The 26,484-nt window shown below is 35.2% G+C and carries 28 protein-coding genes; 15 read left to right on the forward strand and 13 right to left on the reverse strand.

Annotation, left to right across the window (positions count from 1 at the left end):
• The first annotated feature begins 60 nt into the window (after nucleotides 1-60).
• The 4 genes from LCM02_RS10925 to LCM02_RS10940 all read left to right on the forward strand — a co-directional run bounded on the left by LCM02_RS10925 (nucleotide 61) and on the right by LCM02_RS10940 (nucleotide 3,544).
• Complete coding sequence (locus LCM02_RS10925; RefSeq protein ID WP_224929503.1) at nucleotides 61-984, forward strand: diacylglycerol/lipid kinase family protein; 924 nt, start codon at nucleotides 61-63, stop codon at nucleotides 982-984.
• 754 nt (nucleotides 985-1,738) lie between these two features.
• Nucleotides 1,739-2,176 carry a ribose 5-phosphate isomerase B gene (rpiB, locus tag LCM02_RS10930; protein WP_224929507.1) on the forward strand — a complete coding sequence of 146 codons (438 nt, stop codon included), beginning with the start codon at nucleotides 1,739-1,741 and terminating at the stop codon, nucleotides 2,174-2,176.
• Between the two features lie 6 nt (nucleotides 2,177-2,182).
• Nucleotides 2,183-3,091 (forward strand): cation diffusion facilitator family transporter, encoded by a 909-nt coding sequence (locus LCM02_RS10935; RefSeq protein ID WP_224929510.1) that lies wholly within the window; start codon nucleotides 2,183-2,185, stop codon nucleotides 3,089-3,091.
• A 9-nt stretch (nucleotides 3,092-3,100) separates the two neighbouring features.
• Complete coding sequence (locus tag LCM02_RS10940) at nucleotides 3,101-3,544, forward strand: GNAT family N-acetyltransferase (RefSeq protein ID WP_224929513.1); 444 nt, start codon at nucleotides 3,101-3,103, stop codon at nucleotides 3,542-3,544.
• Between the two features lie 6 nt (nucleotides 3,545-3,550).
• On the opposite strand, the gene gntH is transcribed toward LCM02_RS10940, so the two are convergent.
• Nucleotides 3,551-5,008: a guanitoxin biosynthesis MBL fold metallo-hydrolase GntH gene (gene gntH, locus LCM02_RS10945; protein WP_224929516.1), complete on the reverse strand. Its 1,458-nt coding sequence runs from the start codon at nucleotides 5,006-5,008 to the stop codon at nucleotides 3,551-3,553.
• 175 nt (nucleotides 5,009-5,183) lie between these two features.
• On the opposite strand from gntH, the gene LCM02_RS10950 reads away from it, so the two are divergent.
• A complete protein-coding gene (locus tag LCM02_RS10950; protein WP_224929519.1) occupies nucleotides 5,184-6,125 on the forward strand; it encodes a helix-turn-helix domain-containing protein in 942 nt (313 codons plus the stop codon).
• Nucleotides 6,126-6,138: 13 nt separating this feature from the next.
• Here LCM02_RS10950 and LCM02_RS10955 read toward each other — a convergent pair whose 3' ends face one another.
• A complete protein-coding gene (locus LCM02_RS10955; RefSeq protein WP_224929522.1) occupies nucleotides 6,139-6,975 on the reverse strand; it encodes a hypothetical protein in 837 nt (278 codons plus the stop codon).
• Between the two features lie 304 nt (nucleotides 6,976-7,279).
• On the opposite strand from LCM02_RS10955, the gene recA reads away from it, so the two are divergent.
• Nucleotides 7,280-8,284, forward strand: a complete 1,005-nt coding sequence (gene recA / locus LCM02_RS10960; RefSeq protein WP_224929525.1) for a recombinase RecA — start codon at nucleotides 7,280-7,282, stop codon at nucleotides 8,282-8,284.
• A gap of 65 nt (nucleotides 8,285-8,349) precedes the next feature.
• Here the strand turns inward: recA and LCM02_RS10965 are convergent, their stop codons facing one another.
• The 3 genes from LCM02_RS10965 to LCM02_RS10975 are packed head-to-tail and all read right to left on the reverse strand — an operon-like array spanning nucleotide 8,350 to nucleotide 11,453.
• Entirely contained in the window at nucleotides 8,350-9,093 is a 744-nt protein-coding gene (locus LCM02_RS10965) for a uroporphyrinogen-III synthase (protein ID WP_224929528.1), read from the reverse strand.
• Between the two features lie 11 nt (nucleotides 9,094-9,104).
• On the reverse strand, nucleotides 9,105-9,767 hold the full coding sequence (locus LCM02_RS10970) for a DUF4271 domain-containing protein (RefSeq protein ID WP_224929531.1): 663 nt from the start codon (nucleotides 9,765-9,767) through the stop codon (nucleotides 9,105-9,107).
• Nucleotides 9,768-9,776: 9 nt separating this feature from the next.
• Nucleotides 9,777-11,453 (reverse strand): ArnT family glycosyltransferase, encoded by a 1,677-nt coding sequence (locus LCM02_RS10975; RefSeq protein ID WP_224929535.1) that lies wholly within the window; start codon nucleotides 11,451-11,453, stop codon nucleotides 9,777-9,779.
• 66 nt (nucleotides 11,454-11,519) lie between these two features.
• On the opposite strand from LCM02_RS10975, the gene LCM02_RS10980 reads away from it, so the two are divergent.
• The 3 genes from LCM02_RS10980 to LCM02_RS10990 are packed head-to-tail and all read left to right on the forward strand — an operon-like array spanning nucleotide 11,520 to nucleotide 14,020.
• Complete coding sequence (locus tag LCM02_RS10980; RefSeq protein ID WP_224929538.1) at nucleotides 11,520-12,254, forward strand: polyprenol monophosphomannose synthase; 735 nt, start codon at nucleotides 11,520-11,522, stop codon at nucleotides 12,252-12,254.
• Nucleotides 12,255-13,601: a dihydroorotase gene (locus LCM02_RS10985; RefSeq protein ID WP_224929541.1), complete on the forward strand. Its 1,347-nt coding sequence runs from the start codon at nucleotides 12,255-12,257 to the stop codon at nucleotides 13,599-13,601. It begins immediately after the preceding gene.
• Nucleotides 13,598-14,020, forward strand: a complete 423-nt coding sequence (locus LCM02_RS10990; RefSeq protein ID WP_224929546.1) for a DUF4296 domain-containing protein — start codon at nucleotides 13,598-13,600, stop codon at nucleotides 14,018-14,020. Before LCM02_RS10985 ends, LCM02_RS10990 begins: the two co-directional genes overlap by 4 nt.
• A gap of 6 nt (nucleotides 14,021-14,026) precedes the next feature.
• Here the strand turns inward: LCM02_RS10990 and LCM02_RS10995 are convergent, their stop codons facing one another.
• Nucleotides 14,027-15,040 carry an NAD-dependent epimerase/dehydratase family protein gene (locus LCM02_RS10995; RefSeq protein WP_224929549.1) on the reverse strand — a complete coding sequence of 338 codons (1,014 nt, stop codon included), beginning with the start codon at nucleotides 15,038-15,040 and terminating at the stop codon, nucleotides 14,027-14,029.
• Between the two features lie 123 nt (nucleotides 15,041-15,163).
• Between LCM02_RS10995 and tyrS the strand changes: the two genes are divergently transcribed.
• The 3 genes from tyrS (at nucleotide 15,164) to LCM02_RS11010 (ending at nucleotide 18,912) form a co-directional block, all read left to right on the forward strand.
• The gene (gene tyrS, locus LCM02_RS11000) at nucleotides 15,164-16,459 is read left to right on the forward strand and encodes a tyrosine--tRNA ligase (protein ID WP_224929552.1); all 1,296 of its coding nucleotides are present in this window, start codon (nucleotides 15,164-15,166) and stop codon (nucleotides 16,457-16,459) included.
• Between the two features lie 80 nt (nucleotides 16,460-16,539).
• Nucleotides 16,540-17,988 carry an MBOAT family O-acyltransferase gene (locus LCM02_RS11005; protein ID WP_224929556.1) on the forward strand — a complete coding sequence of 483 codons (1,449 nt, stop codon included), beginning with the start codon at nucleotides 16,540-16,542 and terminating at the stop codon, nucleotides 17,986-17,988.
• Nucleotides 17,989-17,997: 9 nt separating this feature from the next.
• Nucleotides 17,998-18,912 carry a hypothetical protein gene (locus tag LCM02_RS11010; protein WP_224929559.1) on the forward strand — a complete coding sequence of 305 codons (915 nt, stop codon included), beginning with the start codon at nucleotides 17,998-18,000 and terminating at the stop codon, nucleotides 18,910-18,912.
• 90 nt (nucleotides 18,913-19,002) lie between these two features.
• Here LCM02_RS11010 and LCM02_RS11015 read toward each other — a convergent pair whose 3' ends face one another.
• From LCM02_RS11015 to LCM02_RS11045, 7 genes are all read right to left on the reverse strand, one after another.
• Entirely contained in the window at nucleotides 19,003-19,179 is a 177-nt protein-coding gene (locus tag LCM02_RS11015; RefSeq protein ID WP_224929562.1) for a hypothetical protein, read from the reverse strand.
• A gap of 3 nt (nucleotides 19,180-19,182) precedes the next feature.
• Nucleotides 19,183-19,416, reverse strand: a complete 234-nt coding sequence (locus tag LCM02_RS11020; protein WP_224929565.1) for a hypothetical protein — start codon at nucleotides 19,414-19,416, stop codon at nucleotides 19,183-19,185.
• On the reverse strand, nucleotides 19,413-19,580 hold the full coding sequence (locus tag LCM02_RS11025; RefSeq protein ID WP_224929569.1) for a hypothetical protein: 168 nt from the start codon (nucleotides 19,578-19,580) through the stop codon (nucleotides 19,413-19,415). Before LCM02_RS11025 ends, LCM02_RS11020 begins: the two co-directional genes overlap by 4 nt.
• Before the next feature lie 5 nt (nucleotides 19,581-19,585).
• The gene (locus LCM02_RS11030) at nucleotides 19,586-19,762 is read right to left on the reverse strand and encodes a hypothetical protein (protein ID WP_224929571.1); all 177 of its coding nucleotides are present in this window, start codon (nucleotides 19,760-19,762) and stop codon (nucleotides 19,586-19,588) included.
• 71 nt (nucleotides 19,763-19,833) lie between these two features.
• A complete protein-coding gene (locus LCM02_RS11035) occupies nucleotides 19,834-20,199 on the reverse strand; it encodes a DNA-binding protein (RefSeq protein ID WP_224929574.1) in 366 nt (121 codons plus the stop codon).
• Between the two features lie 41 nt (nucleotides 20,200-20,240).
• Entirely contained in the window at nucleotides 20,241-22,394 is a 2,154-nt protein-coding gene (locus tag LCM02_RS11040; RefSeq protein ID WP_224929577.1) for a peptidase domain-containing ABC transporter, read from the reverse strand.
• Nucleotides 22,391-23,029: an HlyD family efflux transporter periplasmic adaptor subunit gene (locus LCM02_RS11045; protein WP_224929580.1), complete on the reverse strand. Its 639-nt coding sequence runs from the start codon at nucleotides 23,027-23,029 to the stop codon at nucleotides 22,391-22,393. The genes LCM02_RS11040 and LCM02_RS11045 overlap by 4 nt, the downstream gene beginning before the upstream one ends.
• A gap of 134 nt (nucleotides 23,030-23,163) precedes the next feature.
• Between LCM02_RS11045 and LCM02_RS11050 the strand changes: the two genes are divergently transcribed.
• From LCM02_RS11050 to LCM02_RS11060, 3 genes are read left to right on the forward strand one after another with little or no spacing between them, the layout of a single operon-like run.
• Nucleotides 23,164-23,631, forward strand: a complete 468-nt coding sequence (locus LCM02_RS11050) for a DUF6265 family protein (RefSeq protein WP_224929583.1) — start codon at nucleotides 23,164-23,166, stop codon at nucleotides 23,629-23,631.
• Nucleotides 23,632-23,644: 13 nt separating this feature from the next.
• The gene (locus LCM02_RS11055; protein WP_224929586.1) at nucleotides 23,645-25,321 is read left to right on the forward strand and encodes a glycoside hydrolase family 43 protein; all 1,677 of its coding nucleotides are present in this window, start codon (nucleotides 23,645-23,647) and stop codon (nucleotides 25,319-25,321) included.
• 3 nt (nucleotides 25,322-25,324) lie between these two features.
• On the forward strand, nucleotides 25,325-26,470 hold the full coding sequence (locus LCM02_RS11060) for an NAD-dependent epimerase/dehydratase family protein (RefSeq protein ID WP_224929591.1): 1,146 nt from the start codon (nucleotides 25,325-25,327) through the stop codon (nucleotides 26,468-26,470).
• Nucleotides 26,471-26,484: the final 14 nt, after the last annotated feature.

Consider the following 26,484-nt stretch of genomic DNA (forward strand, 5'->3'; position numbering starts at 1 on the left):
ATTAAAATCATATTATGATTTATAAAATCATGAATAAAAAACAAATTGTAATTTGCAGAAATGGAGTCCAAAAAATTAAGATCCCATTGGTATATTGTCTGTAATCCAACCTCGGGAGGTGGAATAAGCAACAGAAGTCTGAAAAGAATCCTTAATTATTTTAAAAAATTCAATCTCTCCTATGAAATTGTTATAACACAATATGCTCATCATGAAGAAATATTAGTACATGAGGCTATTGAAAAAGGTCATTTGAATTTTGTATGTATTGGTGGAGATGGCACCATTCATCACATGATCAACGGGATAATGAAACAAACCTTGGTCGAGCCAAAAAAAATAACCCTGGCTGCTATTCCCAAAGGGACCGGTAATGATTGGGTTAAAAATTATAATATTCCGAAATCTGAAGAAAAGGCAGTTGAACTTATTTTTACAAACAAAAGGATTACTCAGGATATTGGTAAAATAACACTGCTTAAATCCAATAAAGTTTTCTTTTTCAATAATGCAGCGGGAATAGGGTTTGATGCCCATGTGGTCAAAAACATTGAGAAATACAGAAAATGGAAAAAACTCGCATACCTGTTTGGTGGATTGACCAGTTTTGCATCTTTTAAAAATTGCGAACTTGAATATACTTTAGATTCCCTTGCACAGAAAAATGAGATATTTATGATAAATGTAGGACTCTGTAAATATTCTGGAGGAGGAATGCAATTAACCGATTATTCAAATCATCAACAAGGTATTTTTGATCTAACTGTAATAAAATCAATTCTTTTCTCAAGAATAATTCGAAATCTGAACAACTTGTACAATGGTAAAATCGCTGAAATCAAGGAAGTCCATTGTCGTAAAGCAAAGAGAGTTCAAATACTCAAAAACAAGGACCATTATATACAGGCTGACGGGGAATTATTAGGTAAAGGATCCGCATTATTTGAAATAATTCCCTCATCCATTCAATTTATTGTTTTATAAATTTTAACATTTTTGTAACATTTTAAAAAGTTGTTCGTCTATAGTTATATGAAGCCCATTGTTAAAATAATTATTCTTTGCATAATTATCTTCGGATTAAGCCTGTTTGCAGCAAAAAAAAGTATAGATTATACTTTTAAGCAAGTTGAGTGTTCCCAGACTACAGAGACTACGGCTTTAGATTTTACATTAGCTTCTGATCAAATTTAACATCCATTACATTTAATTTTTTGTTTGTCTGAAATAATCAGATTTTATTAACATTTATAATAATATTAAATGTTCTGTTTAAAATTTTAAAAAAATATTAATGTTAATGATAGTGTGTTAATATCCGCAATAAAAAAAACTGATTTTATTATGATTTTTGACTTTTAAAAAACTATTAACAATTAATAAAAACCTAAATAGTTAAAAATCAATTTCATTTTACACTTATTCACAGAGTAAAATATTTGTATTCAGCAAAAATTGAAAAAAAAATAAAATTATCCACTGCTAATAATTATGTTGAAATATGTTAATAAATGAATTTTAAAAACTTATAAATAAATTTGTCGGTTTTGGATTTTATTTGGAATAAAAATTAGTTTCTTACTTTCAAAATTTATTTATCATTTTTCTATAAAAATTAATTAACAATTCGCACAAATTATAAGGTATTTGCAATCAGTATAATATGTACATACTTTAACATTTCAATAATTTTATGTTTATTACTCTAATAAATGTAATTTTGTTTAAAAATTAGAACATGACTATAGCAATTGGAAATGATCACGCCGGAACTTCTTACAAGTTTGAAATCGTAAATTATCTGAAAAATAATGGTAATGAGGTCCTTAATTTTGGAACGGATAACGAAGAAAGTATGGATTATCCGGATACTATCCATCCGGTGGCAGAGGCTGTTGAGACTGGAAAAGCGGATTTAGGTATCATTATTTGCGGTAGCGGAAATGGTGCTGCCATGACGGCTAATCATCACAAAAAAATAAGAGCAGCCCTTTGCTGGAATAATGAACTGGCAGCTTTAGCGAGGCAGCACAACGATGCTAATATTTTAAGTATTCCGGCACGATTTGTTTCTGTTGATGACAGTATTGAATTTGTTAAGACATTTATAAGTACTGATTTCGAAGGGGGAAGACATCAAAAAAGAATAGACAAAATTCCTGCAGATAACTGCTAATTTCAAATGGGTCATCATCATTCACATTCACATGGCCAACTATCGGGTAACAGATTACTATTCTCCATAGTACTTAATATCGTTATTACTGCGTCTCAGATTATTGGTGGTCTTATTTCAGGCAGTTTAGCTTTAATCTCAGATGCAGTTCATAATTTATCAGATGTTATCTCTTTGATAATTAGTTATTCTGCTAATTTATTGGTGAACAAAAAGAAACAGACCCTTCACCAGACTTTTGGTTTTAAAAGGGCTGAAATTATAGCTGCCTTTATTAATTCGTCTACCTTGATTGTTATTGCTTTTTTTCTGGCTATTGAGGCTGTTAAAAGGTTAAATCATCCCACAGAAATCCAAAGTAACCTGGTTATATGGCTGGCATTAATTGCAATCCTGGCCAATGGTTTAAGTGTATTGTTATTAAAAAAAGATGCAGATCATAACCTTAACATGAGATCTGCCTATTTACATTTAATTACAGACATGTTGACTTCAGTAGCTGTATTTGCAGGTGGTTTATTAATGAAATATTATCAGATTTACTGGCTGGATGCAATTCTAACCATTGTTATTTCAATATATCTTTTTTATATGAGCTGGAATATTTTTATAGACTCGCTCAAGATATTAATGCTTTTTGCACCCAAGCACCTTGAAATAGAAAGTATTGAAAAAGAAATACTTACCCTTGAAGAAATTCAAAATATTCATCATGTCCATATTTGGCAGCTCAATGATCATGATATCCATTTTGAGGCACATATAGAATTCAAAAAAGATATTAAACTTTCGGAATTTGATAGGATTTGTTCGAAGGTAGAGATGATACTTTTTGAAAAATTTCATATCAATCATTCTAATTTACAACCGGAATACGAAAGAGATGATCATAAAGATTTTATTATACAGGATTAAGGAAAGAGTATGAAATGGATACTTAAGAGTTTTAATGAATTGAGCCTTTCTGAATTTCATGACATCATTCAGCTTCGTCTGGATATTTTTGTCGTCGAACAAGATTGTCCTTATATGGATCTTGATGGAAAAGATAAAATAGCATATCACTTTTTTGGTAGCACTGAGGAAGGTAAAATCATTGCCTACACCAGATTATTTGGCCCAGGTGAATATTATAAGGAAGCAGCTATTGGAAGGGTAGTCGTACATAAAGACCACAGAAAATATGGAATAGGTTTTGAGTTAATGAAAAGATCCATAGAACAGATTGAATCACTTTATCGTACCCGAACAATTAAAATCGGAGCCCAAAGATATTTAAGAAAGTTCTATGAGTCCTTAGGATTTAAATCTACTGACGAATTTTATATGGAAGATGGTATTCCCCATATGTATATGATTAAAAGCTAGATTTTATTATTTTCCATTTTTTAATTTCTCATTCTCTTTTTTCAACTTTTCGTTTTCTTCAATCAGAGCCTGATTTTTTTGTTTCAATCTCCAATCAGCTCCCATACTTTGTCTTAAGTTTTCAGGTAATGCCTCTACAGGAACCACCAGATCTTTATTAACGGGCCAGCTTTCAAGCAATTCGGGATAATATTCTTTTGGATAATATTTGGCTGGATCAATTTCATGATCTCTTACAAATGCTTCTTGAATTTCTTCACGACTGGTAGGTGGATGTGGCACCACCAATTGGCCATTATCAAAGTTAAACTGTGGAGCTCGACTATTGGGATAATCGGGCAATATTCCTTCTCGGACCCAAACCAGGTCTTTCGTCATGTTGACAACAATGCCGTCTGGGGCTCCAAAATGATATGGACCTTTCCAATGGTGTCTTACTTCGGCCACAACTTCTTCATTCAAAAAAGGATCAAAGTTCATGTGAGTGGTCATAAACATTCGGGGTTGAATTTGGTTTGCCAGATATCCAGCAGCATAGCCTGGAGTATGGTGAGTGTCAACGGTATACCTGCCTAAAAAAGGAGGAACTCCTTGAACTCCTGAATTTATTTCTAACAATTCAGGTTGAAGTTCGGTAATATATAAATCCGCGCCCTTGGCATATTTCAAATCCAATTCATTGGGTCTTCCATCTCCGGTCCAAACCACGCTCATTCCATTCCATTCTAATTTGTAGCCAGAAGCACCGTCTTTTGCATGAGAACGCTGCCAGTGAATGATTTTAACACCATTTTTTTCATATACAACTCCTCCATTATCTCTGAAATCAAATTCATTAACTTTTATATCATGTCCCTTGCCTACCGGAAACACACTAAAAGCGTCCCGGTGCCATCCCAGCATCATTTTCATCCCTTCTACCATGGTTTTGGTTCCGTACTCAGGTGTCCTTCCAGACGGTCCATGTATTGTAAGTGGTTCATGCCACCCTCCGGCCCATGTTCCAAACATCCATAAATAAGGTAAAGCACCGAAATGATCTACATGTAGATGAGTAATAAAAACATGTTTAATTTGATTTAATGCAACTCTGGAGGCAACATAATTTGCAACTGATCCCTCACCTATATCAAAAACAAAATTATCTCCGTTTCCTAATTCTACGAAAATAGATGTATTCATTTGGCCAGGACGTATCATAGGAGCTGATCCCATAAAAGTTACCCGGATTTCATCAGGTTGAATTTCTTCCGTACCGGGAAACCAATTAGCTGCACTCTTTAACCATGGCATAGGCCTGACGCCTTCGAACATTAGACCTTCTTTCCATCTACCCATTGGAACTCCTCCGGTTAATCCCGCTTGAATTTCTTCTTGTGAGGATGGTTCCTGGACTTCTTGAGAAATTGAAGTTGTTTGACTTATGAGTAATATTAAAAATAGACAAAGTAAGTTTTTAAACATATCATTGGGGTCTTATAATTTTCTATATCTAAGCTTGTCATTCTTACGATAGACTTCATTAGAACTAAAAACCAAAAATAATAAAACAGAGGATTCGTACTTATCAAAAAACCGCAAAACTAACCCGTGGTTTTGGATTAATGCCTTATATTAGGAATAATTAAATTCCTGAAGAATGCACTTAATAGAAACTAAATTTGACGATTTTGATCATTTTAAAGAGTTTGCCGTGGGTTGGGACCTTGATTTTAAATTGTTGAGTAAGAACAACTTTAATGCATATTTGAACATATATTCGAATGATACTTTTCAATTAGCGAGAACAAAATTAAGAGGAACAATTCATCAAAAGGGTTTGGTACCTAAAGGTTTCAGATCTATTGTTTTACCGGGAAACAAGGGAGTTAAGTATAATTGGCTGAATAAAGATGTACATAGTGGTCAACTACTTGTTTTTCCCCGTAATGGTACTTTAGAATCTGTGTCTTTTGATAATTTTGATGTCTACGTTATATCTATCCACGAGGCAAAATTGTTTGAACTTATCGAGTGTTACGGCTTTAGAAATGCTGAAAGGGTTTTTGTAAAAAATGAAAAATACTTGAATTTGGAGGCTTCATTTTTATATGGATTTTGGAAAGATGTTGAAATGTTTTTGAATTACGCCAAGATGACCGTTTATGATCAGTCTTTTCAATCTAAGCAGTTTGAGGCCAAAATGTTAGATCATGTGATTTATAAAGTTCTTAAATATCTCGACTCCTTCAATGAAATCCTAAGTTTTAAAAAACCCAGAAGAAGAGATATAGCCTTAGCTAAATCGATCGAATATATAAGAAATAACAAAAGCAGATTGGTTTCTGTCAAAGAGCTATGTAAGGAATCCAAGATAAGTGAAAGAACTCTTGAATATGCATTTTTAGAAAAGTATAAAGTGGGTCCAAATTCTTACATAAAAGCACATCAGTTAAATCTAGTTAAAAACGAGTTGGTCAAATTCAAGGGTAGAAAGGTTAGGGTTTCTGATGTTGCTGTTAAATTTGGTTTTCATCATTTGGGCCAATTTTCTATTGATTTTAAAAAGCAGTTCGGCTACAGCCCCTCTAAAATCAGATAAATTTAAGTCCAGTTTACTTTGATTTTTTTGGAAACAATAATTGTAACTGAATTCTCACCTGCCAGTCACCCCATCCATCCGGTTTAACCGCATTATAATATCCTTGGGCATTTACATTAATAGGCTGCTTACCCAATTTAAAAACCTTACCGATTCCTCCTCCAAAGGGAACAATCCATTGCTGACCGCTTTCAGCGTTCCAATTCGCTGTCAATATTGGTGCAGATACCAGGTAAACAGCCTTGGGTAAATTATAATTGATGAAATATTGAAAAAGGAACTTATTTTCTTTCAGGTTTCCAAAAGTCCAGATATTATTGATTATAAACCCGGCCACCCATTTATCAATGGTTTTAAGTGCCACCAAGGAAGGCCCCAGACCAAATTCTCTTGATCCGAATTCATCTGCTGAAGAAGCGGTTGGTATTTGAATTACGGGTCCGGCACCCCAGATTATTTTTTCTGCTTTTTTTGGAGATACAAAAGCTGTGTAGCTGATATCTCCTATTCCGGTGGATGAATTCATTCCATTATCTCCATAAGGCTGTGTAATTACAGGCAAAATAACCCTGTTAATGAGGTTTAGGCCTTCACTTAAGCTAATTGGAATAACGGGTTGAATATTTAAAATATTCTGAGTCCTATCTTTCGGGCCAACATTGAATGTGCTATTGTTTTGAAACGGTATACTGTACATGGCAGCGACAGGATTTTGAGTGGCTTTTGCCAGTTTTGCTTCTTCAGATTCAAAAGTTGAATTCGTACTTTTTTCTGTTTCCTGGGCAGCAACAAGAGTTGAGAATAAGAGTGCGGTAACAAATAATAAATTATAATGATTAAGTTTTACCATGATGGATTAATAAGGAGGATACAAAATGGATTTTTTTCATCTTTTTTTCCTCTAACAAATATAATTATAAACCATTAATCATATGATCGAAATTCTTCTAATAAAAGCATGGCACATAAATCTTTGACTTTGGTTTACTTTGATTTAATTTTTCAATAAATAATTAAGAGTAGGAAAATTTAGTAGATTCTGATATAGAATTGTTAATAATTAAGTTGATGTTTATGGGAATCATTACCCTTAAAAATTCCTATTTTAGCTACCGTTGAATAAAAAAGAATAAAGACAAATTTTACGATCGATTATGGCAGAAGACAAAGAAAAAACAGCAAAATTAAAAGCTTTGCAGCTTACCCTTGATAAACTTGATAAAACCTATGGTAAGGGTTCCGTGATGAAAATGGGTGATGTGGCGAATGAGAATATAGAAGTAATTCCTTCTGGATCACTAGGACTGGATCTTGCGCTGGGAGTCGGAGGATATCCAAAAGGCAGAATCATTGAGATTTTCGGACCAGAATCTTCTGGAAAAACAACTCTCGCCTTACATGCAATGGCAGAAGCTCAAAAGGCTGGTGGAATTGCTGCTTTTATAGATGCGGAACATGCTTTTGACAGGTTTTATGCTGCGAATTTAGGTGTAGATATTGATAACCTGATCATTTCCCAACCTGACTATGGAGAGCAAGCTCTTGAAATTGCAGATAATTTGATCAGTTCCGGTGCTGTTGATATTGTAATCATTGACTCGGTGGCTGCCTTAACACCGAAGAGTGAAATTGAAGGAGAAATGGGTGATTCAAAAATGGGCCTTCATGCCCGTTTAATGTCACAGGCCCTTAGGAAGCTTACAGCAACGATTAACAAGACCAATTGTACGGTGATTTTTATAAATCAATTAAGGGAAAAAATAGGTGTGATGTTCGGTAACCCTGAAACTACAACAGGTGGTAATGCCTTAAAGTTTTATGCATCCGTTCGGTTGGATATCAGAAGAAGAACTCAAATAAAAGATGGTGACAGAATCCTTGGAAACAGAGCTAAAGTTAAAGTGGTCAAAAACAAAGTAGCTCCGCCATTTCAGACCACAGAGTTCGACATTATGTACGGTGAAGGAGTTTCAAAGGTTGGTGAAATTCTCGATCTCGGGGTCGATTTGGAAATTATTAAAAAGAGTGGATCCTGGTTTAGTTATGGAGATACTAAATTAGGTCAGGGAAGAGACGCGGTTAAATCGTTAATTGGAGATAATCCGGAGCTTGCTGAAGAGTTAGAAATCAAGATTACTGAGGCCATCAAGGCAGACTAAAATAAAAAAGCGACTTCATGAAGTCGCTTTTTTTATTTAATATCATCTGATATAATGATCAAGGATTATTTATTCACCTCTTTGATGTACTTTTCTAAAGCCATTGTCATAGAGGGTGTTTCCTTTGAAGGAGCCGCTATATCAATTTTTAAACCAGCTTCTTCAGCTGCCTTTACGGTTGAATTACCAAAAACTGCAATTCTTGTATTATTTTGTTTAAACGATGGGAAATTCTCGAAAAGCGATTTTATTCCGCTTGGGCTGAAGAATACCAATATGTCATAGAATACATTTTCAAGATCCGAGAGATCACTGATAACAGTTTTAAACAAAACAGCTCTTTTCCATTCAACATTCAGGCTATTCATCTTATCTATCATAGTCTGCTTTACTTTGTCAGAACTGGGCAAAAGAAATTTCTCCGTTTTGTGCTTTTTGATTAAAGGCATCAGGTCATCAAAGGTTCTTGTACCTACATAAATCTTACGCTTTCTGTAAACGACATATTTTTGCAGATAAAAGGCAACAGCCTCTGACAAACAAAAGTATTTCATGTCATCCGGAATGGAAACCCTCATCTCTTCAGCGAGTCTAAAATAGTGATCCACAGCATTTCTACTTGTAAAGATAACAGCAGAAAAGCTTAAAAAATCAATTTTTTGATTTCGTACTTCCCGAGATGTTTCTCCTTCAACATGAATAAATGAGCGAAAATCAATTTTCACTTTTTGCTTATTCATTAAATCAAAGTAAGGAGATTGTGCTGCCTTGGGTGCTGGTTGTGAAACGAGTATAGTTTTTACTTTCATATAATCTTGTTTTAATCAACAAACAGTTTATAAATAACTATAAAGGGGGCTAATTCAAGGGCGCAAAGGTACAAAAATAAATAGAAAATATTGTTAAAACTCAACTTTTCATTTTTGATCAATACAAAGTAACGAAATAATGCTATTGCAACAGAGACGATTAATCCAAAAGTTATCAAGAACTTATGAAAAACCCCGGCGCTGTAATTGGCCAGTACAAGAAGAGGAAGGATTAAAATTGAAATAAGAGCTAAATTACTGATTTTTAGGAATGTAAAATAGTTTTGACTTTCTTCTAATTCAAAAATAAAAGCGAGAAAATATCCCAAAACATATCGGATGCCGAAGTAAGTAATGGTCATGACGAATATTTTTGAATAAAGGTAAAATGGGCTAATTTCAACTGACTCTTTAAAGGTATTTAAGGCAAAAAATAGCGCCAGTGAAATGTTAAAAATAATGATGAAAAAGAAAATAACATGAAACCAATTAAAAATTAATGGCCTGGTTTTGTAAAAATCAGTGTAATATTTTTCAGAATAAATCAAAGAGAATAGTTTGGAAAACCTTTCCGTAAAATTAAGTTGAAGAACGGCAACAAGTATCAATACAGCTAAAAATATCAATGTGATCCAGTCACTAGAAACAGATATTCTTTCAATTCCTTCAAACATTTTTTGAATTTAATTTTTTTTGATCACCACCTTTACCTTGTTACCCTGAAAACCTTCCATGAGTTGATAAAAATCAAGCCCGGCCCTAAATGTCATTTTTTCTGATGAAGGCATCTCTGAAATATAGAAATCAGCCCTTATCGTCTTTTTTTCATTGGCTTCAAGAGGGTTTAACTTTTCTGTATTTAATGGAACTTTCAATAAAATTTTATTCTTGGAACCTTGAAAAACTCCAACCAAATCAACATTATCAAAGAAAATGGTTCTTTTATAATTGTTGGTCAATGTAAATTCAATAGTATTCAGTCCATTCACGATATGGATCTCATCTCCGCTGATCTCACATTTTACTTTTTCAAAAGTATAATAATTGTCGATAGCTTTGCCATAATAAATACGTCCGGTCCTTGATGCTATTTCGGGAAGATCAGATTCATATTTACTTACTGAATAGACGTTCATTCCTTGCATGTTCTCCTCAAAATCAAGAAGATCGTATTGACTTTTGCGCCCTTTTAAAATACTGTAAGAATGCGTTTGAACCCCGGTGTAAAAATTATAAAGCGAGGCTTCGCTGTAATTATTGACAAAGATTAAGGGCCTCCCCTCTGTGTTTTTATACAATTCCGGAACCCATTGAGTTGACAGATGAGGCTCCAACGGTATAGGCGATATTGAAGGAAATGCGAACAAAGCCCTTGCTGAAAGAAGAATCACCAATTGAATGGAACCCAATACAAATAACCAGCGACGAGCTTTAAGTTGTATGACCAAATAAGGAAAACTGATTATGACCAAAGGGATGGAAACAACAATGACCCATTGGGCCTGGGGTTCTGAACTAAACGTACTGATCAGAAAAAAGACAAAAAAACCATAGACAATGTATTTCAGGGACCTTTCAAAGAGGTTTGATGCCTTATGTTTGAAAAAAGCAGAATATATCACAGGAAAGGTAATCCCGACTATAGCAATCATATTTACAAAATGAAGAAGTGTTTTACCTATATGATAAGGTTTTTTGTTTCTTTCTTTTAAATGATAAAGAAAAGACGGAAAACCATTTTCAAACTGCCAAAACAAATGAGGTACGAACAAAACAAATCCAAAAACACTTGCCAGCCAAAACCGCGGGTTTTTAAATAGTTTAAGGTTAGAAAGAACAACAAAAATGATGACTAGTATACCGTGATATTTACTGTAAAGCATTCCTGCCATGGCAAATCCAAGAAAAAGGGAATTGAAAAGAGAATCATTGTTGAGAAAGCGTTTATAGGCCAGCATAAATACTGCTGTAAACAGAAGCAGGGGAGTGTCTGGAGTCATTATAAAACCAAAAACCTGCCAGAAAGCCAGAGAAATGATCAAAATAAAGAAAAGAAAAATATGGTTCCATTTTTCTTTAAAGTCAATCATTTCCCAAATCAACCAAATCATCATCGAAAAACTCAGGGAACTAAGTAACCTGACACCTAATTCACCTTCAAAAAACAATTGTCCAAATGCAGCCCAAAGGGCTACCATTGGCGGATGATCAAAATAACCTAAAGCGAGATCTTTGGACCAGACATAATAATAGGCCTCATCTTCAAACAACAAAGTAATATAGCTTTGTAAGAAGTTGAGAATAAAAAAAATAAGGAGTAATGAGAAAAACTGAAACTTGGGGTCTTTGAATATTTTCATTAAGCTTGATCTTAACACAAAATTAGCAATTATTTATTTTACCTTTGTGCCTATTAAACAAGTATTATGCAAGATACGCTGGTCATTATCCCAACCTATAATGAAAAAGAAAATATTGAGAATATTATTACAGCAACATTTTCTCAGGAAAAATCTTTCGACATTTTAATTGTTGACGACAATTCCCCCGATGGTACCGCAGATATCGTAAGAAAATTACAGATAGATCATCCTAAAAGCCTATATCTTGAGGTTAGAGACAAAAAAGATGGTTTGGGAAGAGCTTATATACACGGTTTTAAATGGGCAATTGAAAGAAAATATGACTACATCATTGAGATGGATGCGGATTTTTCGCATAATCCAAAAGACCTGGTAAGACTTTATAACAGATGTGTTGAAAAAGGAGCCGATGTTTCTATTGGTTCAAGGTATTCTAAAGGTGTTAATGTTGTCAACTGGCCAATGAAAAGAGTATTGTTGTCTTATTTTGCTTCAAAATACGTTCGATTTGTAACGGGTATGCCCTATAATGATACCACGGCGGGATTTGTGTGTTATAATAGAAAAGTTCTTGAAACCATACAGTTGGATAAAATTCAGTTTGTTGGTTACGCATTTCAGATTGAAATGAAGTTCAAAGCTTGGAAACATGGTTTTAATATCCAGGAGGTTTCGGTGATTTTTACAGATCGCACCTTGGGAGAATCAAAAATGAGCAAAACAATAATAACCGAAGCTATATTCGGAATAATAAAAATGAGGTTTTCTGGTTTGCCAAAACCTTCAAAGAAAAAGTAAATGTCAATGAATACTTTAATTAAAGGAGCAACTATAGTTAATGAAGGTATATCTTCAGTTCAGGATATTTTGATTGAAGGGGAATTCATAAAAAAAATTGCCCCGACTATTGAGGTATTTCCTGAAGATAGCTCAGTTATAGACTCATCAGGAAAGGTATTAATACCTGGAATTATAGATGATCAGGTTCATTTTAGAGAACCTGGACTTACCCACAAGGCAAATATAGAAACGGAGTCACGGGCAGCTGTTGCCGGGGGGATAACTTCTTTTATTGAAATGCCAAATACAATTCCTCAGGCTACGACTCAGGAATTACTCGAAGATAAATTCAAAATAGCGGCAAAAGTTTCCTATGCAAACTTCTCGTTTATGATAGGAGGAACAAATGACAACTTAGAGGAACTTTTAAAAACAGATCCAAAAAAAGTAGCAGCTATAAAACTCTTTTTAGGCTCTTCTACCGGAAATATGCTGGTTGATGACGAAGAAGTTCTTGAAAAAATATTTTCATCAACAAATCTTCTAATCGCAGTCCACTGTGAGGACGAGACAACCATAAAAAATAATTTAGACAAGCAAAAAAAGATATATGGTGATGATATTCCTATAGAATTGCACCCTGTGATCAGAAGTGAGGAAGCCTGTTACAAATCATCGTCAAAAGCCATTGAACTTGCAAAAAAGACTGGCGCCAGGCTGCACGTTTTTCATCTTTCCACAGCAAAGGAAACGGAATTGTTTACCAACAAAATAACGCTAAAAGAAAAACGTATTACTTCAGAAGTTTGTACCCACCATTTGTGGTTTGATGATCGAGATTACAAAGAAAAAGGAACCCTGATAAAATGGAATCCGGCGGTTAAAAGTGAAAATGATAAAATCGGTTTGTGGGAGGCCTTGCTTGATGATAGAATTGATGTCTTGGCAACTGACCATGCCCCTCACACCCTGGAAGAGAAAGACCAGGTCTATACCAAGGCCCCGAGCGGAGGGCCTCTTGTACAGCACGCACTTCAGGCCATGCTCGAGGCTGTGAGAAGCAATAAAATAAGCCTTGAGAAATTGATTGAGAAGATGTGCCATAATCCTGCGATACTTTTCGAAATCGAAAAAAGAGGCTTTATTAGAGAAGGCTACTATGCTGATTTAGTGCTGGTTGACCTGGACTGTGAGTATCAGGTTAATAAATCAAACATACTTTATAAATGTGGCTGGTCACCATTTGAAGGAGTTACCTTTCACTCTGAGGTTCTTAAAACTTTTGTGAACGGTAAACTTATATATAATAATGGTTCCTTTAATGACCAGGTAAAAGGAAAGCGCTTAACATTTAACAGGACATGAAAAAATTGGGTTTTGTATTTATTACCATGGTTTTGTTTTCGTGCAACAGCAAAATTGAGTTTGAGAAACCTGATGATTTGATTGGCAAAGACACAATGATCCTGATGCTCTATGATATGCATCTTGCCGCAGGTACTTCTAACCTTCAAAATGTTCATTTGGAAAAGAACAGGAACTATATGGCCTTGGTTTATAATAAATACAGGATTGATAGTGTTCGATTTGCAAATTCCAACATATATTACACCGCCAAGATCGATGATTATGAAGAAATTTTTGAAGAAGTTCAGAGACGATTGAAGATCCTTGAGGATGAAACGGAAGCTGTAACGGATTCAATTCTGGGTGTGAATAAAAACGCCAGAGAAGCTACAAGAAAGAAAGACAGCATAGAAAAAGCTCTCAATTTAAAAAAGTAATGGAGTTTAGACTGGATAATCTTGATAAAAATCTTTTGAAACTTTCTCTATACAGGATTCAAGAGGCTCAAACTTGAAATTCAGATGATCTATTATTTTTTCCGAGGTATATGGATGGATGGACATTGCGGATTTTGCAGATCGTTTTGTTATGCGAGGAGTTGCATAAGTTATACGGCTTCTGATAAGTTCTAGGCGCCAAAATATCCCCATGAGAAAGCGACTAATTTTAAATTTTGGTGGTTCCGTACCAAGATATTTCGCAATTAAAAAGAATACGCCTTTAAAAGAGAGGTTCTCAGAAACAAGAATATATCGTTCCTCCTTAATATTCGATTTCATCAACAGGATCATGGCCTTTACAACATCCTGAACCCCGACAAAGCCTGTAACACCTTCGGTATAAAATTTTAAGCCCTTTTTTATATTGCTGAACATTCTTCCCGTCCCCTTCTGCCAAAAACCGGACCCAATAATCACCCCGGGATTGACAATAACGACAGGAACACCCTCCTGTGAAGCCCGCCAAACTTCCATTTCAGCACCATATTTAGTAATGGCATAGCCACTTTTATCTGATGTACTGCTCCAATTGTCTACTTCATCCGTCAGGTTTCCCCCATTGGAATTTTCAATTGCTGCCACAGAACTGACAAAACATAATTTTTCAATCGGTTTGGAGATACATAAGTTGGCAATATTTGTAGTTCCGTCAATATTGATGCGCCTCATCTTTTGATAATCTTTCGAGTCAAATGAAACCAAGGCTGCACAATGATACACTTGAGTGACGTCCTCAAAAGCACTTTCCAGCGACGGGATATTATCTAAACTGGCTTCTACCCATCTGATTCTTTGAAAAAGGTCTTCATAATCAGTTGTATAATAGTTGAATACCTTTTTCACAGCATTCAGATCGCTACTTTTTTGATGTATAGCTCGAATACTATCATTTTCCTGTAAGAGATGATATAAAAGGTGTGATCCCACCAGGCCAGTTCCTCCGGTAACCAAAATCATGTTACGAAAATAAACAATTGAATCGTATGAAAGGTTTCCTAAAACCCTTTATTTATGTGAATAATTACAAGATTTGAATTTTAAGAAAGCTTTCTTTTTTATATTTGCCACAAATTTTTAGAAATGGAGAAGAACTTTGTTGAAGAGCTTCGCTGGAGAGGCTTGTTACACAATATAATGCCCGGAACTGAAGAGCAATTACTAAAAGAGTCAACGGCAGCTTATATCGGATTTGACCCTACAGCTGATTCTTTGCATATTGGCAGTCTTGTTCAAATCATTTTATTGATGCATTTGCAAAAATCAGGACACAGGCCCATTGCATTAGTTGGAGGTGCCACAGGAATGATTGGAGATCCTTCTGGAAAATCGAATGAAAGAAATCTTCTGGATGAAGAAACTCTTGCAAAGAATATCAAAGGAGTAAAATCCACTTTAGAAAGGTTTATTGATTTTTCCGGAAACGTCGAAAATTCAGCACAGATGGTGAACAATTATGACTGGATGAAGGAACTATCATTTCTTGAGTTTGCCCGGGATATAGGGAAACATATTACTGTTAATTATATGATGGCCAAGGATTCTGTAAAAAACAGGATCAGTTCGGAATCAAAAGAAGGAATGAGCTTCACCGAATTCACTTACCAGCTTGTTCAGGGATATGATTTTCTTCATTTATACAATCACTACAATTGTAAACTTCAGATAGGAGGAAGTGATCAATGGGGGAATATTACAACAGGAACAGAATTGATCAGAAGAAAAGTTCAGGGTAAAGCCTATGCCTTAACCAGTCCTTTGGTAACAAAAGCTGATGGAACCAAATTTGGTAAGACTGAAGGAGGTAATATTTGGCTGGATGTAAAGAGGACCTCACCCTATAAATTTTACCAGTATTGGTTGAATGCTTCAGATGTTGATGCAGAAAACTATGTCAAGATTTTCACTTTCTTGGACAGGGAAGCCATTGAAAAACTTATTGCCGAACACAAAGAAGCTCCTCACCTTAGAATCTTACAGAAGAAAGTAGGGGAGGAGGTGACAATAATGTGTCACGGAAAAGAAGCTTACGAGAAGGCAGTAAAGGCCTCCCAGATACTATTCGGTAGATCAACAGCTGATGATTTGAAAAATTTGGATGAGCAAACATTCCTTGATATTTTTGAGGGGGTTCCTCAGGCTGAGATCGTAAAAGAAGAGCTTTCGGAAGGTATAGATATTGTGGATGCCCTAAATGAGAAATCAGGATTTCTTAAGTCAAATGGAGAAGCAAGAAGAGCCTTAAAAGAAAACTCGATCTCTGTCAATAAAGAAAAGGTAAAAGAGGGTTTTTCATTGAATAATGAGAACCTGATTGCGGACAAGTTTGTACTGCTGCAAAGGGGTAAAAGAAATTATTTTCTGCTGAGAATAGTTTGATAAAGCGTGAATGTTTTAATTATTCTTATAAATGGATTTTTAGAATAATCTGACTATCTTTCATTTAAAATTGAAATCTAGTGCTTTTTAATTCAATTGACTTTGCGATATTTCTTCCAATAGTGTTCATTCTTTACTGGTTTGTCTTTAATAAGAATTTAAGAGCTCAAAATTTACTAGTAGTAATTGCTAGTTATGTATTTTACGGCTGGTGGGATTGGAGGTTCCTTTCATTAATTGTATTTAGCACTTTTGTAGACTATAATGTTGGAATAGCCTTAGAAAAAGAAGAATCAAAGAGAAAAAGAAAAATACTTCTATATACTAGTATAATAGTTAATATAGGGTTTTTAGCATTTTTCAAGTACTTTAATTTTTTCGTGGATAATTTCGTAACCTTTTTTTCATTATTCGGACAAAAGCTAAGTCCATTTTCACTTAATATTATCTTACCTGTCGGTATTAGTTTTTACACATTTCAAACTCTGAGCTATACAATTGATGTATATAACAAAAAATTAGATCCTACTCAAGATTATATCGCATTCTCAGCGTTTGTAAGTTTTTTTCCTCAGCTTGTTGCAGGACCAATCGAAAGAGCATCTCACTTATTACCACAGTTTTACCGTAAAAGAAACTTTGTTTATTCAGAAGCTTCTGATGGTCTTCGTCAAATTTTATGGGGACTTTTTAAAAAAATTGTAATTGCTGATAATTGTGCGCAATATGCAAATCTGATTTTTAATAACTCCGTTGATATGAATGGTACCTCATTGATTTTTGGAGCATTATTTTTTACATTTCAAATCTATGGGGATTTTTCTGGATATTCAGACATAGCCATTGGAATCTCTCGTTTGTTTGGTTTTGACTTAATGAAAAACTTTTCTTTTCCATATTTTTCAAGAGATATTGCTGAATTTTGGAGACGGTGGCATATTTCACTTTCGACATGGTTTAGAGATTATCTCTACATTCCTTTAGGAGGAAGTCGAGGAGGGTTGAAGTTAAAATTGAGAAATACTTTTATTATCTTTATCGTGAGTGGGTTTTGGCATGGTGCAAACTGGACTTTCATTATTTGGGGCATCTTGAATGCGATCTATTTTCTTCCTCTTCTAATATCAAAGAAAAATCGAAATCACATTCAAATAGTCGCTAAAGGGCAAATTGTTCCTTCATTCAAGGATCTCACAAGAATGATTTTCACCTTTTTACTTACTGTATTTGCTTGGATATTTTTTCGTGCAGAAAATATTTCTCACGCCTTACAATATATAACGGATATTTTTTCTTTCAATTTGTTTAGTTATCCTAATTATATTGGATTTAATAAGTCATTAATTATAATATTGATCACAATTATTTTTATTTTTATTGAATGGGCAGGAAGGGAAGGGGAGCACGCTCTAGACAAAGTTTTAAGGAATGATTCAGTCATTCTGAGAAATGGCTTTTACATTCTAATAATATACTCTTTGTTCATTTTTGGAGGATCTCAGCAAGAATTTATTTATTTTCAATTTTAAAAAGCTATTATGAGAAAATTTTTTAGAAAACTTGGCTTTTTTTCTATCATTCTAGTCCTGCTGATAGCTACATCAACAATTGTTAACAGATATATTTTATGCAGCTCTAAGAAGTTTGTTTTAGATTCGAATATAACTCTTCTAATTGTTGGAGACTCACATACTAAATATGCATTCAATGATGAAATTATGGAAAACAGCATCAATTTGTCTCAAGATGCGGATTCATATTTTTACAGTCTTCAGAAAATTAGAAGAATAATTCAAAGTAATGATCAGATTAATACAATTCTTCTTTCTTTTTCTCAGCATAATATTCATGAGTGCATCGAAGATAGATGGTTGCTTAATGATAAGCATTTAAACAATCGATTGAAGATATATCTACCTTTTTTAAAGGTAGATGATTATGCTTTTTTAGCAAAGAATAATTTTTCTAAGTTGTTGGGTGCCATGTTTCAACAAATTTCTTTTCCTGTAGTATTCTGGAGAAATGGAATTAGAATGTATGGAGGATACGAAAAATTTCCCTACAAAAATAAATTGAAATTTGAAATTGAAAAGCAAAATAAAAACGGTTTAAGAGAGGAATATCGAACTTTTAATGAATCGTTAATTGAGAAAGAATATTTGCAAAAAATAGAAGAATATTGTAATCAAAAAGGAATTAATTTAATACTTGTAAATCCGCCGATTCATTCTTCTTTAAGGGATAAACAGAAAAGTCTATACAATTTCTATGAAAGAAATTTTTCACAGATTCAATTTTATGATTTTAGTAGAATAGAATTTAAAGAAAAATATTTTGGAGACTTGGTCCACCTCAATGCCGAAGGCTCAGAATATTTGTCTAATTTATTTGTCAAAAAATGCTTAATTGAGCCCAATAATGCAAAAGAATTTGAGATTTTATACATCGATTAAGTTTGAGATCGAAATTATTTCATAGAAATTAGTAACGGAATTCAAAATATTAAAAAACGCCCTTTAATTTATTTTAAAGGGCGATTATTTTTATCGATCAGTCAAGTGGGTTAAACCATATGACCAGATGGAATACATTTCCCGAAACCAGGATCCTATGGCATAGCCGGCGGCATAGGAACCTTCGGCGGGATCAACTCCACCTTTAAAATAGTACATTTCATCTTTGTTCAATAAAACTAGCGTGTTACAATTAGATACTTTCATATTTTATAATTTATAGGTTTTTTTAAGCATTTTGTTTCCAGCAATCAAAAGAAATGCAGCAATTAATCCATATAAAACGGAATTGATTGTTTTGTTGGTTCGAACCGAGAGAAACTGATATTCAGCTCCGGAATCGGTTAAAATTGTATCAATAAATAGGATAATATTTAAGATTCCTACAATGAGAAAGATATATGCCAAGATGTTTTCAACCTCCGCAGACTCAGATTTCTTCATACCACAGGTTCCTTTCCCATAAGTCCATCATAAATTCCTCGATAAAAACTTCCAACGGATTTGTAATACCACTCAAAAGCATCTTTTATCGGCCCACCTCCCTGAACCATCATTAGTTCTCCGGAATCCAGGTCTGTCCAATTTTTATTATATAATTCTTTCATGACCGTTATTTAGGGTTATTCCAGCCTTCAAGAAACCATTCTCCGGCCTTGTCCATTATTTTTCCAAAACTTACAGCTGCCGTTATGGCTCCAAGAACGGGTAGAATTGGAATTCCTCCTTTGGTTTTTACCAGTTCATTTCGGCTTATTAGATTCGTTTTTGTATTGATTTGTTCATTCATAAGCATTAAAATTTTTAAACTCCTTATCGAAGTTTCGATTAACATTTGATTTTCAAAAAATAAGGTTACGTCTAACCGACTGCGTCCAGTCTTTGTTTCATCATTCGAAGGTAATTTGGTGCACTGCACCTTCCTTGCATTTTATGAATAATATTTGCAGTAGATCGCCCAGCATAAATATTTGTAAGATTACCACGAGAAATTACATGGACTGAAATAGTGATATTAATATCAAAATCTCTTTCATAATAATATGTTTTAGCTTTCCGGTTGAATTTTACCGGGGCTTCAAGTTCTCTCATTTGTTCCAGCAATGAAAATGTCTGGCGTATACTGATACGCAGTTTTTTTGACAATTCTTCTGGCGTTCCTGTAGATTCTAATCGTATAAGGTTATGAATTTTTTTTATTCGTTCAAGCTGCTTTAAGTTGTTCATTAATGATTAGGTATTAAATATTAGATCAGTATTTTTTAGATTCAATAAGATTGTTTATGCCAGAGATTTTGATAAATTCCCTTTCGTTTAATAAGTTGCTCATGAGTTCCTTGTTGAGATAAGGTTCCTTTTTCCAAAACAATTATCTTATCGACTCGTGACAGGCAAAATAGCCTGTGAGAAATCAGAATTATGATTTTATTTTGAATTTTTAGACGTTGTAAGACATCCTGAAGTACTGATTCAGCTCTGCTATCCAAAGAAGAACTCGCTTCGTCCAGAATAAGAATATCAGTTCCTTTATACAATGCCCTTGCAATTCCCAAAATTTGTTTTTGTCCTCCCGATAGGGAGATTCCATTTTCCCCAATATTGGTTTGATAGCGATCGGGCAGAGATTCAATAAAATGATTAATTTGAAGATCAGTACATATTTTTTGCAATTTGTTTAGGTCAGGATCTTTTGACCCAATTGTGACATTGTCGATAATGCTCCCCTCAAAAAGGTGAATATTTTGAGGTACAACAGAAATGATCTTTCTCAGGGTATCGACGGATATGTCAGAGTGATTATAGCCATTGAATTCGATTTTTCCACTGTTCAACGGATACAATGCCTGAATAAGTTTGGCAATCGTAGACTTTCCAGACCCGCTTTCACCAACAAGCGCGGTAATTTCACCTGCCTTGAAACTCAAACTTACATGCTCTAAAGCAGGCCCGCTGTTATTATAGTGAAAAGATACATCCGTGAAGGTTATTTTTTTAATCTTTTCGATTTCAAATGACAGCCCATTGTTTTGGTTTTCATTTTCGAGGTCCAGAATCTCAAATAACCTGTCAGAAGCAATCAAAGCATTTTGAATTGTTCTATTTGAAGATATCAATGCGGCAGCCGGCCCTGTAAAATATCCGATAATTGCATAAAAAGAGAACATTTCACCCGCAGACAGCTCCTTTCTCAGCACAAGGGTTGAGCCTATCCACAACAATACAATAGTAAATAGTCCTGAAATTCCTTGAGTGGCGGATTGACCAATCACTTGATTTACAGAGGACTTGTACCCAAAACTTAATAATTTTATAAATCTGCTCTCAGTTTTTGACTGCATAAGTTTTTCCAGTGTAAATAATTTGATTGTGCTTATGGCTCCTATAGACTCTACCAATTGGCTTTCCAGATCTGCAGATTTCTCCATTATAGTGCGTTCTGTTCTTTTGTTTAAATTATTTGTAATCCAATAAATGAAGAGATAAATAGGAATTATGAGAAGCATGATGAATCCCAGCTCCCATTTATAAAGGAACATGAATACGAATGAGAAAAAGACGATAAAGAAATTTACCAATAAGGAAAGCGCCGTGTTGTTGATAAAGACCCGTATTTTCACCGCGTCATTAATTCTTGATATTAATTCGCCTACTCTCATAGTGTCAAAAAAGCGCTGGGGCAATTTCAGCAGGTGTTTATAATAGCCCAGAATGAGCCTGGCATCAATTTCCTGTCCCGATCTTAAAAGAAAAATATCTTTATACATGCTCAAAAAAATTTGAACCAATAGAATAATAATCATGTAAATGCTCATTAAATGAAGTAATTTAGAGTTGTTGGAAACCAGCACATGATCCGTAATTTTTTGAATGTAAATTGAAGTTGAAAAACCCAGTAGGGTATAGAACACAGAGCCTAAAAGAGCTTGAAATAAAATAAATTTATGAGGCTTCAACAGGTTCCAGAACCGGCCAGTTCTGGACTTTCTTTCATTACCGGTTTTAAAGTTTTCACCGGGAAGCAATATGACCAGAACTCCGGTCCACTGTTTTTCAAATTCCTCCAGTAAAAATTTTTTTAACCTTCCTTCACCTGGGTCCATGAGGTATATATGTTTACTGAGCACCTTTGAGATAACAACAAAATGTTGGAGTTTGTTATTAACAATGACATGAGCTATTGCAGGTTTGGGAATTTCAAACAGGCTGTTTCGATCTCCTTTGACCCCTTTAGCATCAAAACCTAATTTTTCAGCCCCCTCAACAAGGCCAAGAATATTGGTTCCCTCTTTTGAAGTACCAGTCAACTGGCGGATTTTAGCTATTGGTAAATACAGTTTATAGAATGCCGCAATGCAAACTAGACAGGCGGCTCCACAATCTGAAATATCCTGCTGTTTTATTGGTTTAATTTTATTCTTCATCCTAAATCTGTGTAAAACCACTCATCAGCCTGGTCGAACAAAAGCGTTAGAAGAGTGGCTTTTCTATCAAAAAAACAAGCCCTAAGGGTCATTCCGCTTTTCAGTTTACCTCTTGTAAATTCATTGAGGTATAGTTCCGATTCATTCAATGAGCAAACGACCTTAAATACCGGTAAACCTTGATTCAAACTAATTTCGCTGGAAATCGTATTAATTATTCCTGAAGCCATTCCCCATTCCTTGTGGTTAAAGACATCAATTTGAAACTGTACCCATTGATTATTTTTCACAGAGCCGATTTCTCGAGGTGATAAAAAACATTCAACAAAAAGATCCGTCTGAGGAGACATTTCGGCGATGGAGCTGCCTGAATATATAGAGTTGTGAATATCGAGATTCTTAAATTTGGAAACATGACCATCTTTAATTTTTGCTGAAACAAGGCTGTTTTTTTTGCTTTTAATTATTCCCGGAGCGGATTTGTAAATATCAATCCTGACGAGGGGAAGTGAAATCGAAAAGCATATAAGGAATAAAAGAAGAATCAGGTAAATCTTGTTACTGCGCCTTAAGAACTTATACCGAAAAACTTCGGAATGATATTTTAAAAAAATTTTTGAGTTTACGGATCCCATGGTGATTGATGATTGAAGGTTATTAATCGATAGCAAAGCTCAAAAAATCACGAGTCAATTTCTCGTTTAAAACCATGGTATTTGTAAGGTGTTGCCTTTTTATTAAATTAGAGGGAACCAACCAAACAGCTCAAATGAAAAAAACAGTACTTATAATTGTTGTTCTTTTTTTATCCTCCTTTACGGGTCTTCAAGTATCATATGATATTGATAATCAACCGGATAGTTTCGACTGGTTATTGGGTTCCTGGGAAAGGGTCAATGATCCTCCCGGAAAACGGACCTTCGAGTATTGGGAGAAGTCAACCGATGCGGTTTACAAGGCTATGGCCTGTACCCTTAAAAATGGAGATACCATTTGGAAAGAAAGGATCAGTTTATTTCGTAAAGGCGACGACTGGCATTTTGAGGTGAAAATAAAAAACGAATTGAGTGGAACGGTTTTTAAAGTAACAAAAATCGGGAAATTTAATTTTAGCTGTGAAAATTCGGAGAATGATTTTCCAAAGAAAATAGAATATACGTTAGTCGATTCCGGATTGAAAGCCAGTATTTCTGGTGGAGGTGATCAGGTTGATTTTAATTTTAAAAAAATGCATTAAAAATCTTAGCGGAATGATGAAACGAATTCTATTTTTATTTCTTGTAAGTGTGTCAGTTCAAGGTTATTCTCAAAAAGCCTCCTTTATCAACCCGATTCTTCCGGGTGGCTATCCGGACCCTTCCATTTGCCGCGTAGAAGACAACTTTTATATTGTCAATTCTTCTTTTGAATATTTTCCTGGACTTCCTATTCACAAAAGTAAAGATCTCGTTAACTGGGAGTTGATTGGCTACGGTTTGCACAAAAAAGAGCAGTGCACTGATGAGGTCAACTTAGTGGACGTGCAATCGGATGGAGGAATTCATGCTCCGACAATTCGATATAACCAGGGTACGTTTTATATAATCACAACCAACGTTTACTACCATAAAGACACTAAAACAACTGATTTTATTAATTTCATTATTACTGCAAAGGACCCTGCGGGTCCATGGTCTGAACCCCATGTTCTGGAAGGGGCCCCGGGCATTGATCCGGACATATTTTTTGACGAGGACGGAAGGGCCTGGTATGTTGGAACACATTCTCCGGACAAACCCAATTTTCCTGGGGAAGGAGAGATTTGGCTTCAGGAAATTGACCTTGACAATTGGAAACTCACAGGTGAAAGATCTTTTTTATGGAGAGGAGCTTGTGGAGGCGTATGGGCTGAAGGGCCCCATATGTACAGAAAAGATGGCCGTTATTATTTGATGATTGCTGAGGGAGGAACCAGTTATAACCATGCCATGATGATTGCTGTCAGTGATGACATCAGAGGGCCTTATGTTCCAAATGACAGAAACCCGATTATGACCTCTCGTCACCTTTCTTATGACAACTGGGTGCATAGTACGGGACATGCCGATCTTGTAGAACTTGAGGATGGACGCTGGTACATGGTGGCTCTGGGAATACGGGGAGATGAGAGAAGAGGTTCGAACATGGGAAGAGAAACCTTTTTGCTTCCTATGCAGTGGGAGCGTGAACCCTTTGATTGGAAGGAAATTAAATATGAATGGCCAGTCATCGCTCCCCTAACGGGTAGAGTGGAGCGCTTTAATCCTCTGGTATTTCAAGGGACCTCACAAAAAAGAAATAGCACATTTATAGATTTCTTCGACAAACCAGGCCTAAATCTGGCTTGGAATTTCAGAAGGGTTCCCATTGAAGGAATGTATTCACTCGACCCGGAGAAGGGTAAATTGACACTTTACGCAATGAAAGAAACAATCCGTGACAGGGGAAGGGCTGCAGCAATGGGTTTCAGGCAAAGCGAAAGCGACTTTGAATATCAGGTAAAAATGCAATTTGATCCTGCTAAAGATGGATCTGAGGCAGGAGCCCTGCTCATCCAAAAGGATAATAATTATATCAGTTTCACCCTCATTAAAAGAGACAAGGTGCAATGGATTCAATTAAAACTTATAACACCTGAAGAAGGAACTTCGATTCTGAAAGAGATGAGGGTTGATAGAAAATTTGAGAATATTATTTTTAAAATTGAATCCACGAATCATCAATACGAGTATACGTACAGTTTGGATGGAAGAAATTTTGAGTTCTTCCACAACTCGGGGGCCGATTTGGTTTTAAGTAAAAAATACACGGGTGCCAATTTGGGCATCTATGCAACGGGTAATGGAAATCAGAACATGGATAAAGCAGTTTTCGACTGGGTAATGTATAAAGGTTTTCAAAAATTTTAAAATATGAAACTAACAAGAAGAAAATTTGTAAAAAAAAGTGGACAGGTATTGTTGGCTGGGCCTATACTTGGAAGCAGCCTTTTATCGTTTAATTTTCCTCAAAAGACGAGACGGCTTAAAATACTGATATTAGGAGGAACAAGCTTTCTCGGGCCGCATCAGATTGCGTATGCGCTTTCAAGGGGCCACATGGTAAGTACCTTTACCCGAGGGAAGTCTAAACCGACGGTTCATCTTGATAAATTTAACCAAGTAGAGCAGCTTATTGGAGACAGGGAAAACGACCTTTCAGCAATCGAAAAAGGTGAGTGGGACCTGGTCATTGACAATTCAGGAAGAAAGACCGAGTGGACCAGAAAAACGGCCCAATTGCTTAAAGACAGGGCGTCAATCTATATGTATACCTCATCAACAGGGGTTTATTACCCTTATCTTAAAGCAGCATTGGACGAGAATGACCCTGTTTTATTGACCGAACCAAAAGATAAAATGGATGATGAAACAAGACTTGAATATTGGTATGGAGTCATGAAGGCGACTTCTGAAGAGGAAACCATCAGAGCATTTGGTAAAAACAGGTCTATCATTGTAAGACCCACATATATGATGGGGCCAGGCGATAAAACGGACCGATTTATTTATTGGCCGATCAGGTTGTACAGAGGAGGAGAAATGCTTATACCGGGTAAAGCTGAGGACCCTGTTCAGTACATCGATGTTAGAGACGTTGCAGAATTCATGATCAATCTTGCTGAAAAAAACATTACAGGAACATTTAACACAGCAGGGCCGGAAAAAGTGCAGGGTATGCACGGTTTTGCAGAAGAGATCAAGCTCACTTTTAACAATGATATTTCTTATGTAAATATTGAGGATTATTCGTTTTTGCAGAAAAATGAACTTCCTTATCTAATTCCATGGATCATGCCTACTGGTAATAATTATGGCACCGCGAGGATCCTGAATAAGAGGGCTTTTGAAAACGGGCTTAAATGCAGAGATTTAAAACAGAGCATTAAAGACACCTTAGACTGGTGGAACTCAGAAGCGCTGACTCAGGAAAGACGGGATCAATATGAAAATGACCCGAAGGGATTGCTGAAAAGAGAAGAGAAGATTCTATCCAAATGGAAGTCCCTAAAGAAGTAAGTTATTAAGACAAA

It is taken from the genome of Lutimonas saemankumensis (assembly GCF_020171465.1).
Classification (GTDB): domain Bacteria; phylum Bacteroidota; class Bacteroidia; order Flavobacteriales; family Flavobacteriaceae; genus Lutimonas; species Lutimonas saemankumensis.

Excerpts from the sequence above, each read along its gene's own strand:
- LCM02_RS10925 (WP_224929503.1), top strand. The coding sequence starts at position 61 with ATGGAGTCCAAAAAATTAAGATCCCATTGGTATATTGTCTGTAATCCA.
- rpiB (WP_224929507.1), top strand. The coding sequence starts at position 1,739 with ATGACTATAGCAATTGGAAATGATCACGCCGGAACTTCTTACAAGTTT.
- LCM02_RS10935 (WP_224929510.1), top strand. The coding sequence starts at position 2,183 with ATGGGTCATCATCATTCACATTCACATGGCCAACTATCGGGTAACAGA.
- LCM02_RS10940 (WP_224929513.1), top strand. The coding sequence starts at position 3,101 with ATGAAATGGATACTTAAGAGTTTTAATGAATTGAGCCTTTCTGAATTT.
- gntH (WP_224929516.1), bottom strand. The coding sequence starts at position 5,008 with ATGTTTAAAAACTTACTTTGTCTATTTTTAATATTACTCATAAGTCAA.
- LCM02_RS10950 (WP_224929519.1), top strand. The coding sequence starts at position 5,184 with ATGCACTTAATAGAAACTAAATTTGACGATTTTGATCATTTTAAAGAG.
- LCM02_RS10955 (WP_224929522.1), bottom strand. The coding sequence starts at position 6,975 with ATGGTAAAACTTAATCATTATAATTTATTATTTGTTACCGCACTCTTA.
- recA (WP_224929525.1), top strand. The coding sequence starts at position 7,280 with ATGGCAGAAGACAAAGAAAAAACAGCAAAATTAAAAGCTTTGCAGCTT.
- LCM02_RS10965 (WP_224929528.1), bottom strand. The coding sequence starts at position 9,093 with ATGAAAGTAAAAACTATACTCGTTTCACAACCAGCACCCAAGGCAGCA.
- LCM02_RS10970 (WP_224929531.1), bottom strand. The coding sequence starts at position 9,767 with ATGTTTGAAGGAATTGAAAGAATATCTGTTTCTAGTGACTGGATCACA.
- LCM02_RS10975 (WP_224929535.1), bottom strand. The coding sequence starts at position 11,453 with ATGAAAATATTCAAAGACCCCAAGTTTCAGTTTTTCTCATTACTCCTT.
- LCM02_RS10980 (WP_224929538.1), top strand. The coding sequence starts at position 11,520 with ATGCAAGATACGCTGGTCATTATCCCAACCTATAATGAAAAAGAAAAT.
- LCM02_RS10985 (WP_224929541.1), top strand. The coding sequence starts at position 12,255 with ATGTCAATGAATACTTTAATTAAAGGAGCAACTATAGTTAATGAAGGT.
- LCM02_RS10990 (WP_224929546.1), top strand. The coding sequence starts at position 13,598 with ATGAAAAAATTGGGTTTTGTATTTATTACCATGGTTTTGTTTTCGTGC.
- LCM02_RS10995 (WP_224929549.1), bottom strand. The coding sequence starts at position 15,040 with ATGATTTTGGTTACCGGAGGAACTGGCCTGGTGGGATCACACCTTTTA.
- tyrS (WP_224929552.1), top strand. The coding sequence starts at position 15,164 with ATGGAGAAGAACTTTGTTGAAGAGCTTCGCTGGAGAGGCTTGTTACAC.
- LCM02_RS11010 (WP_224929559.1), top strand. The coding sequence starts at position 17,998 with ATGAGAAAATTTTTTAGAAAACTTGGCTTTTTTTCTATCATTCTAGTC.
- LCM02_RS11015 (WP_224929562.1), bottom strand. The coding sequence starts at position 19,179 with ATGAAAGTATCTAATTGTAACACGCTAGTTTTATTGAACAAAGATGAA.
- LCM02_RS11020 (WP_224929565.1), bottom strand. The coding sequence starts at position 19,416 with ATGAAGAAATCTGAGTCTGCGGAGGTTGAAAACATCTTGGCATATATC.
- LCM02_RS11025 (WP_224929569.1), bottom strand. The coding sequence starts at position 19,580 with ATGAAAGAATTATATAATAAAAATTGGACAGACCTGGATTCCGGAGAA.
- LCM02_RS11030 (WP_224929571.1), bottom strand. The coding sequence starts at position 19,762 with ATGAATGAACAAATCAATACAAAAACGAATCTAATAAGCCGAAATGAA.
- LCM02_RS11035 (WP_224929574.1), bottom strand. The coding sequence starts at position 20,199 with ATGAACAACTTAAAGCAGCTTGAACGAATAAAAAAAATTCATAACCTT.
- LCM02_RS11040 (WP_224929577.1), bottom strand. The coding sequence starts at position 22,394 with ATGAAGAATAAAATTAAACCAATAAAACAGCAGGATATTTCAGATTGT.
- LCM02_RS11045 (WP_224929580.1), bottom strand. The coding sequence starts at position 23,029 with ATGGGATCCGTAAACTCAAAAATTTTTTTAAAATATCATTCCGAAGTT.
- LCM02_RS11050 (WP_224929583.1), top strand. The coding sequence starts at position 23,164 with ATGAAAAAAACAGTACTTATAATTGTTGTTCTTTTTTTATCCTCCTTT.
- LCM02_RS11055 (WP_224929586.1), top strand. The coding sequence starts at position 23,645 with ATGATGAAACGAATTCTATTTTTATTTCTTGTAAGTGTGTCAGTTCAA.
- LCM02_RS11060 (WP_224929591.1), top strand. The coding sequence starts at position 25,325 with ATGAAACTAACAAGAAGAAAATTTGTAAAAAAAAGTGGACAGGTATTG.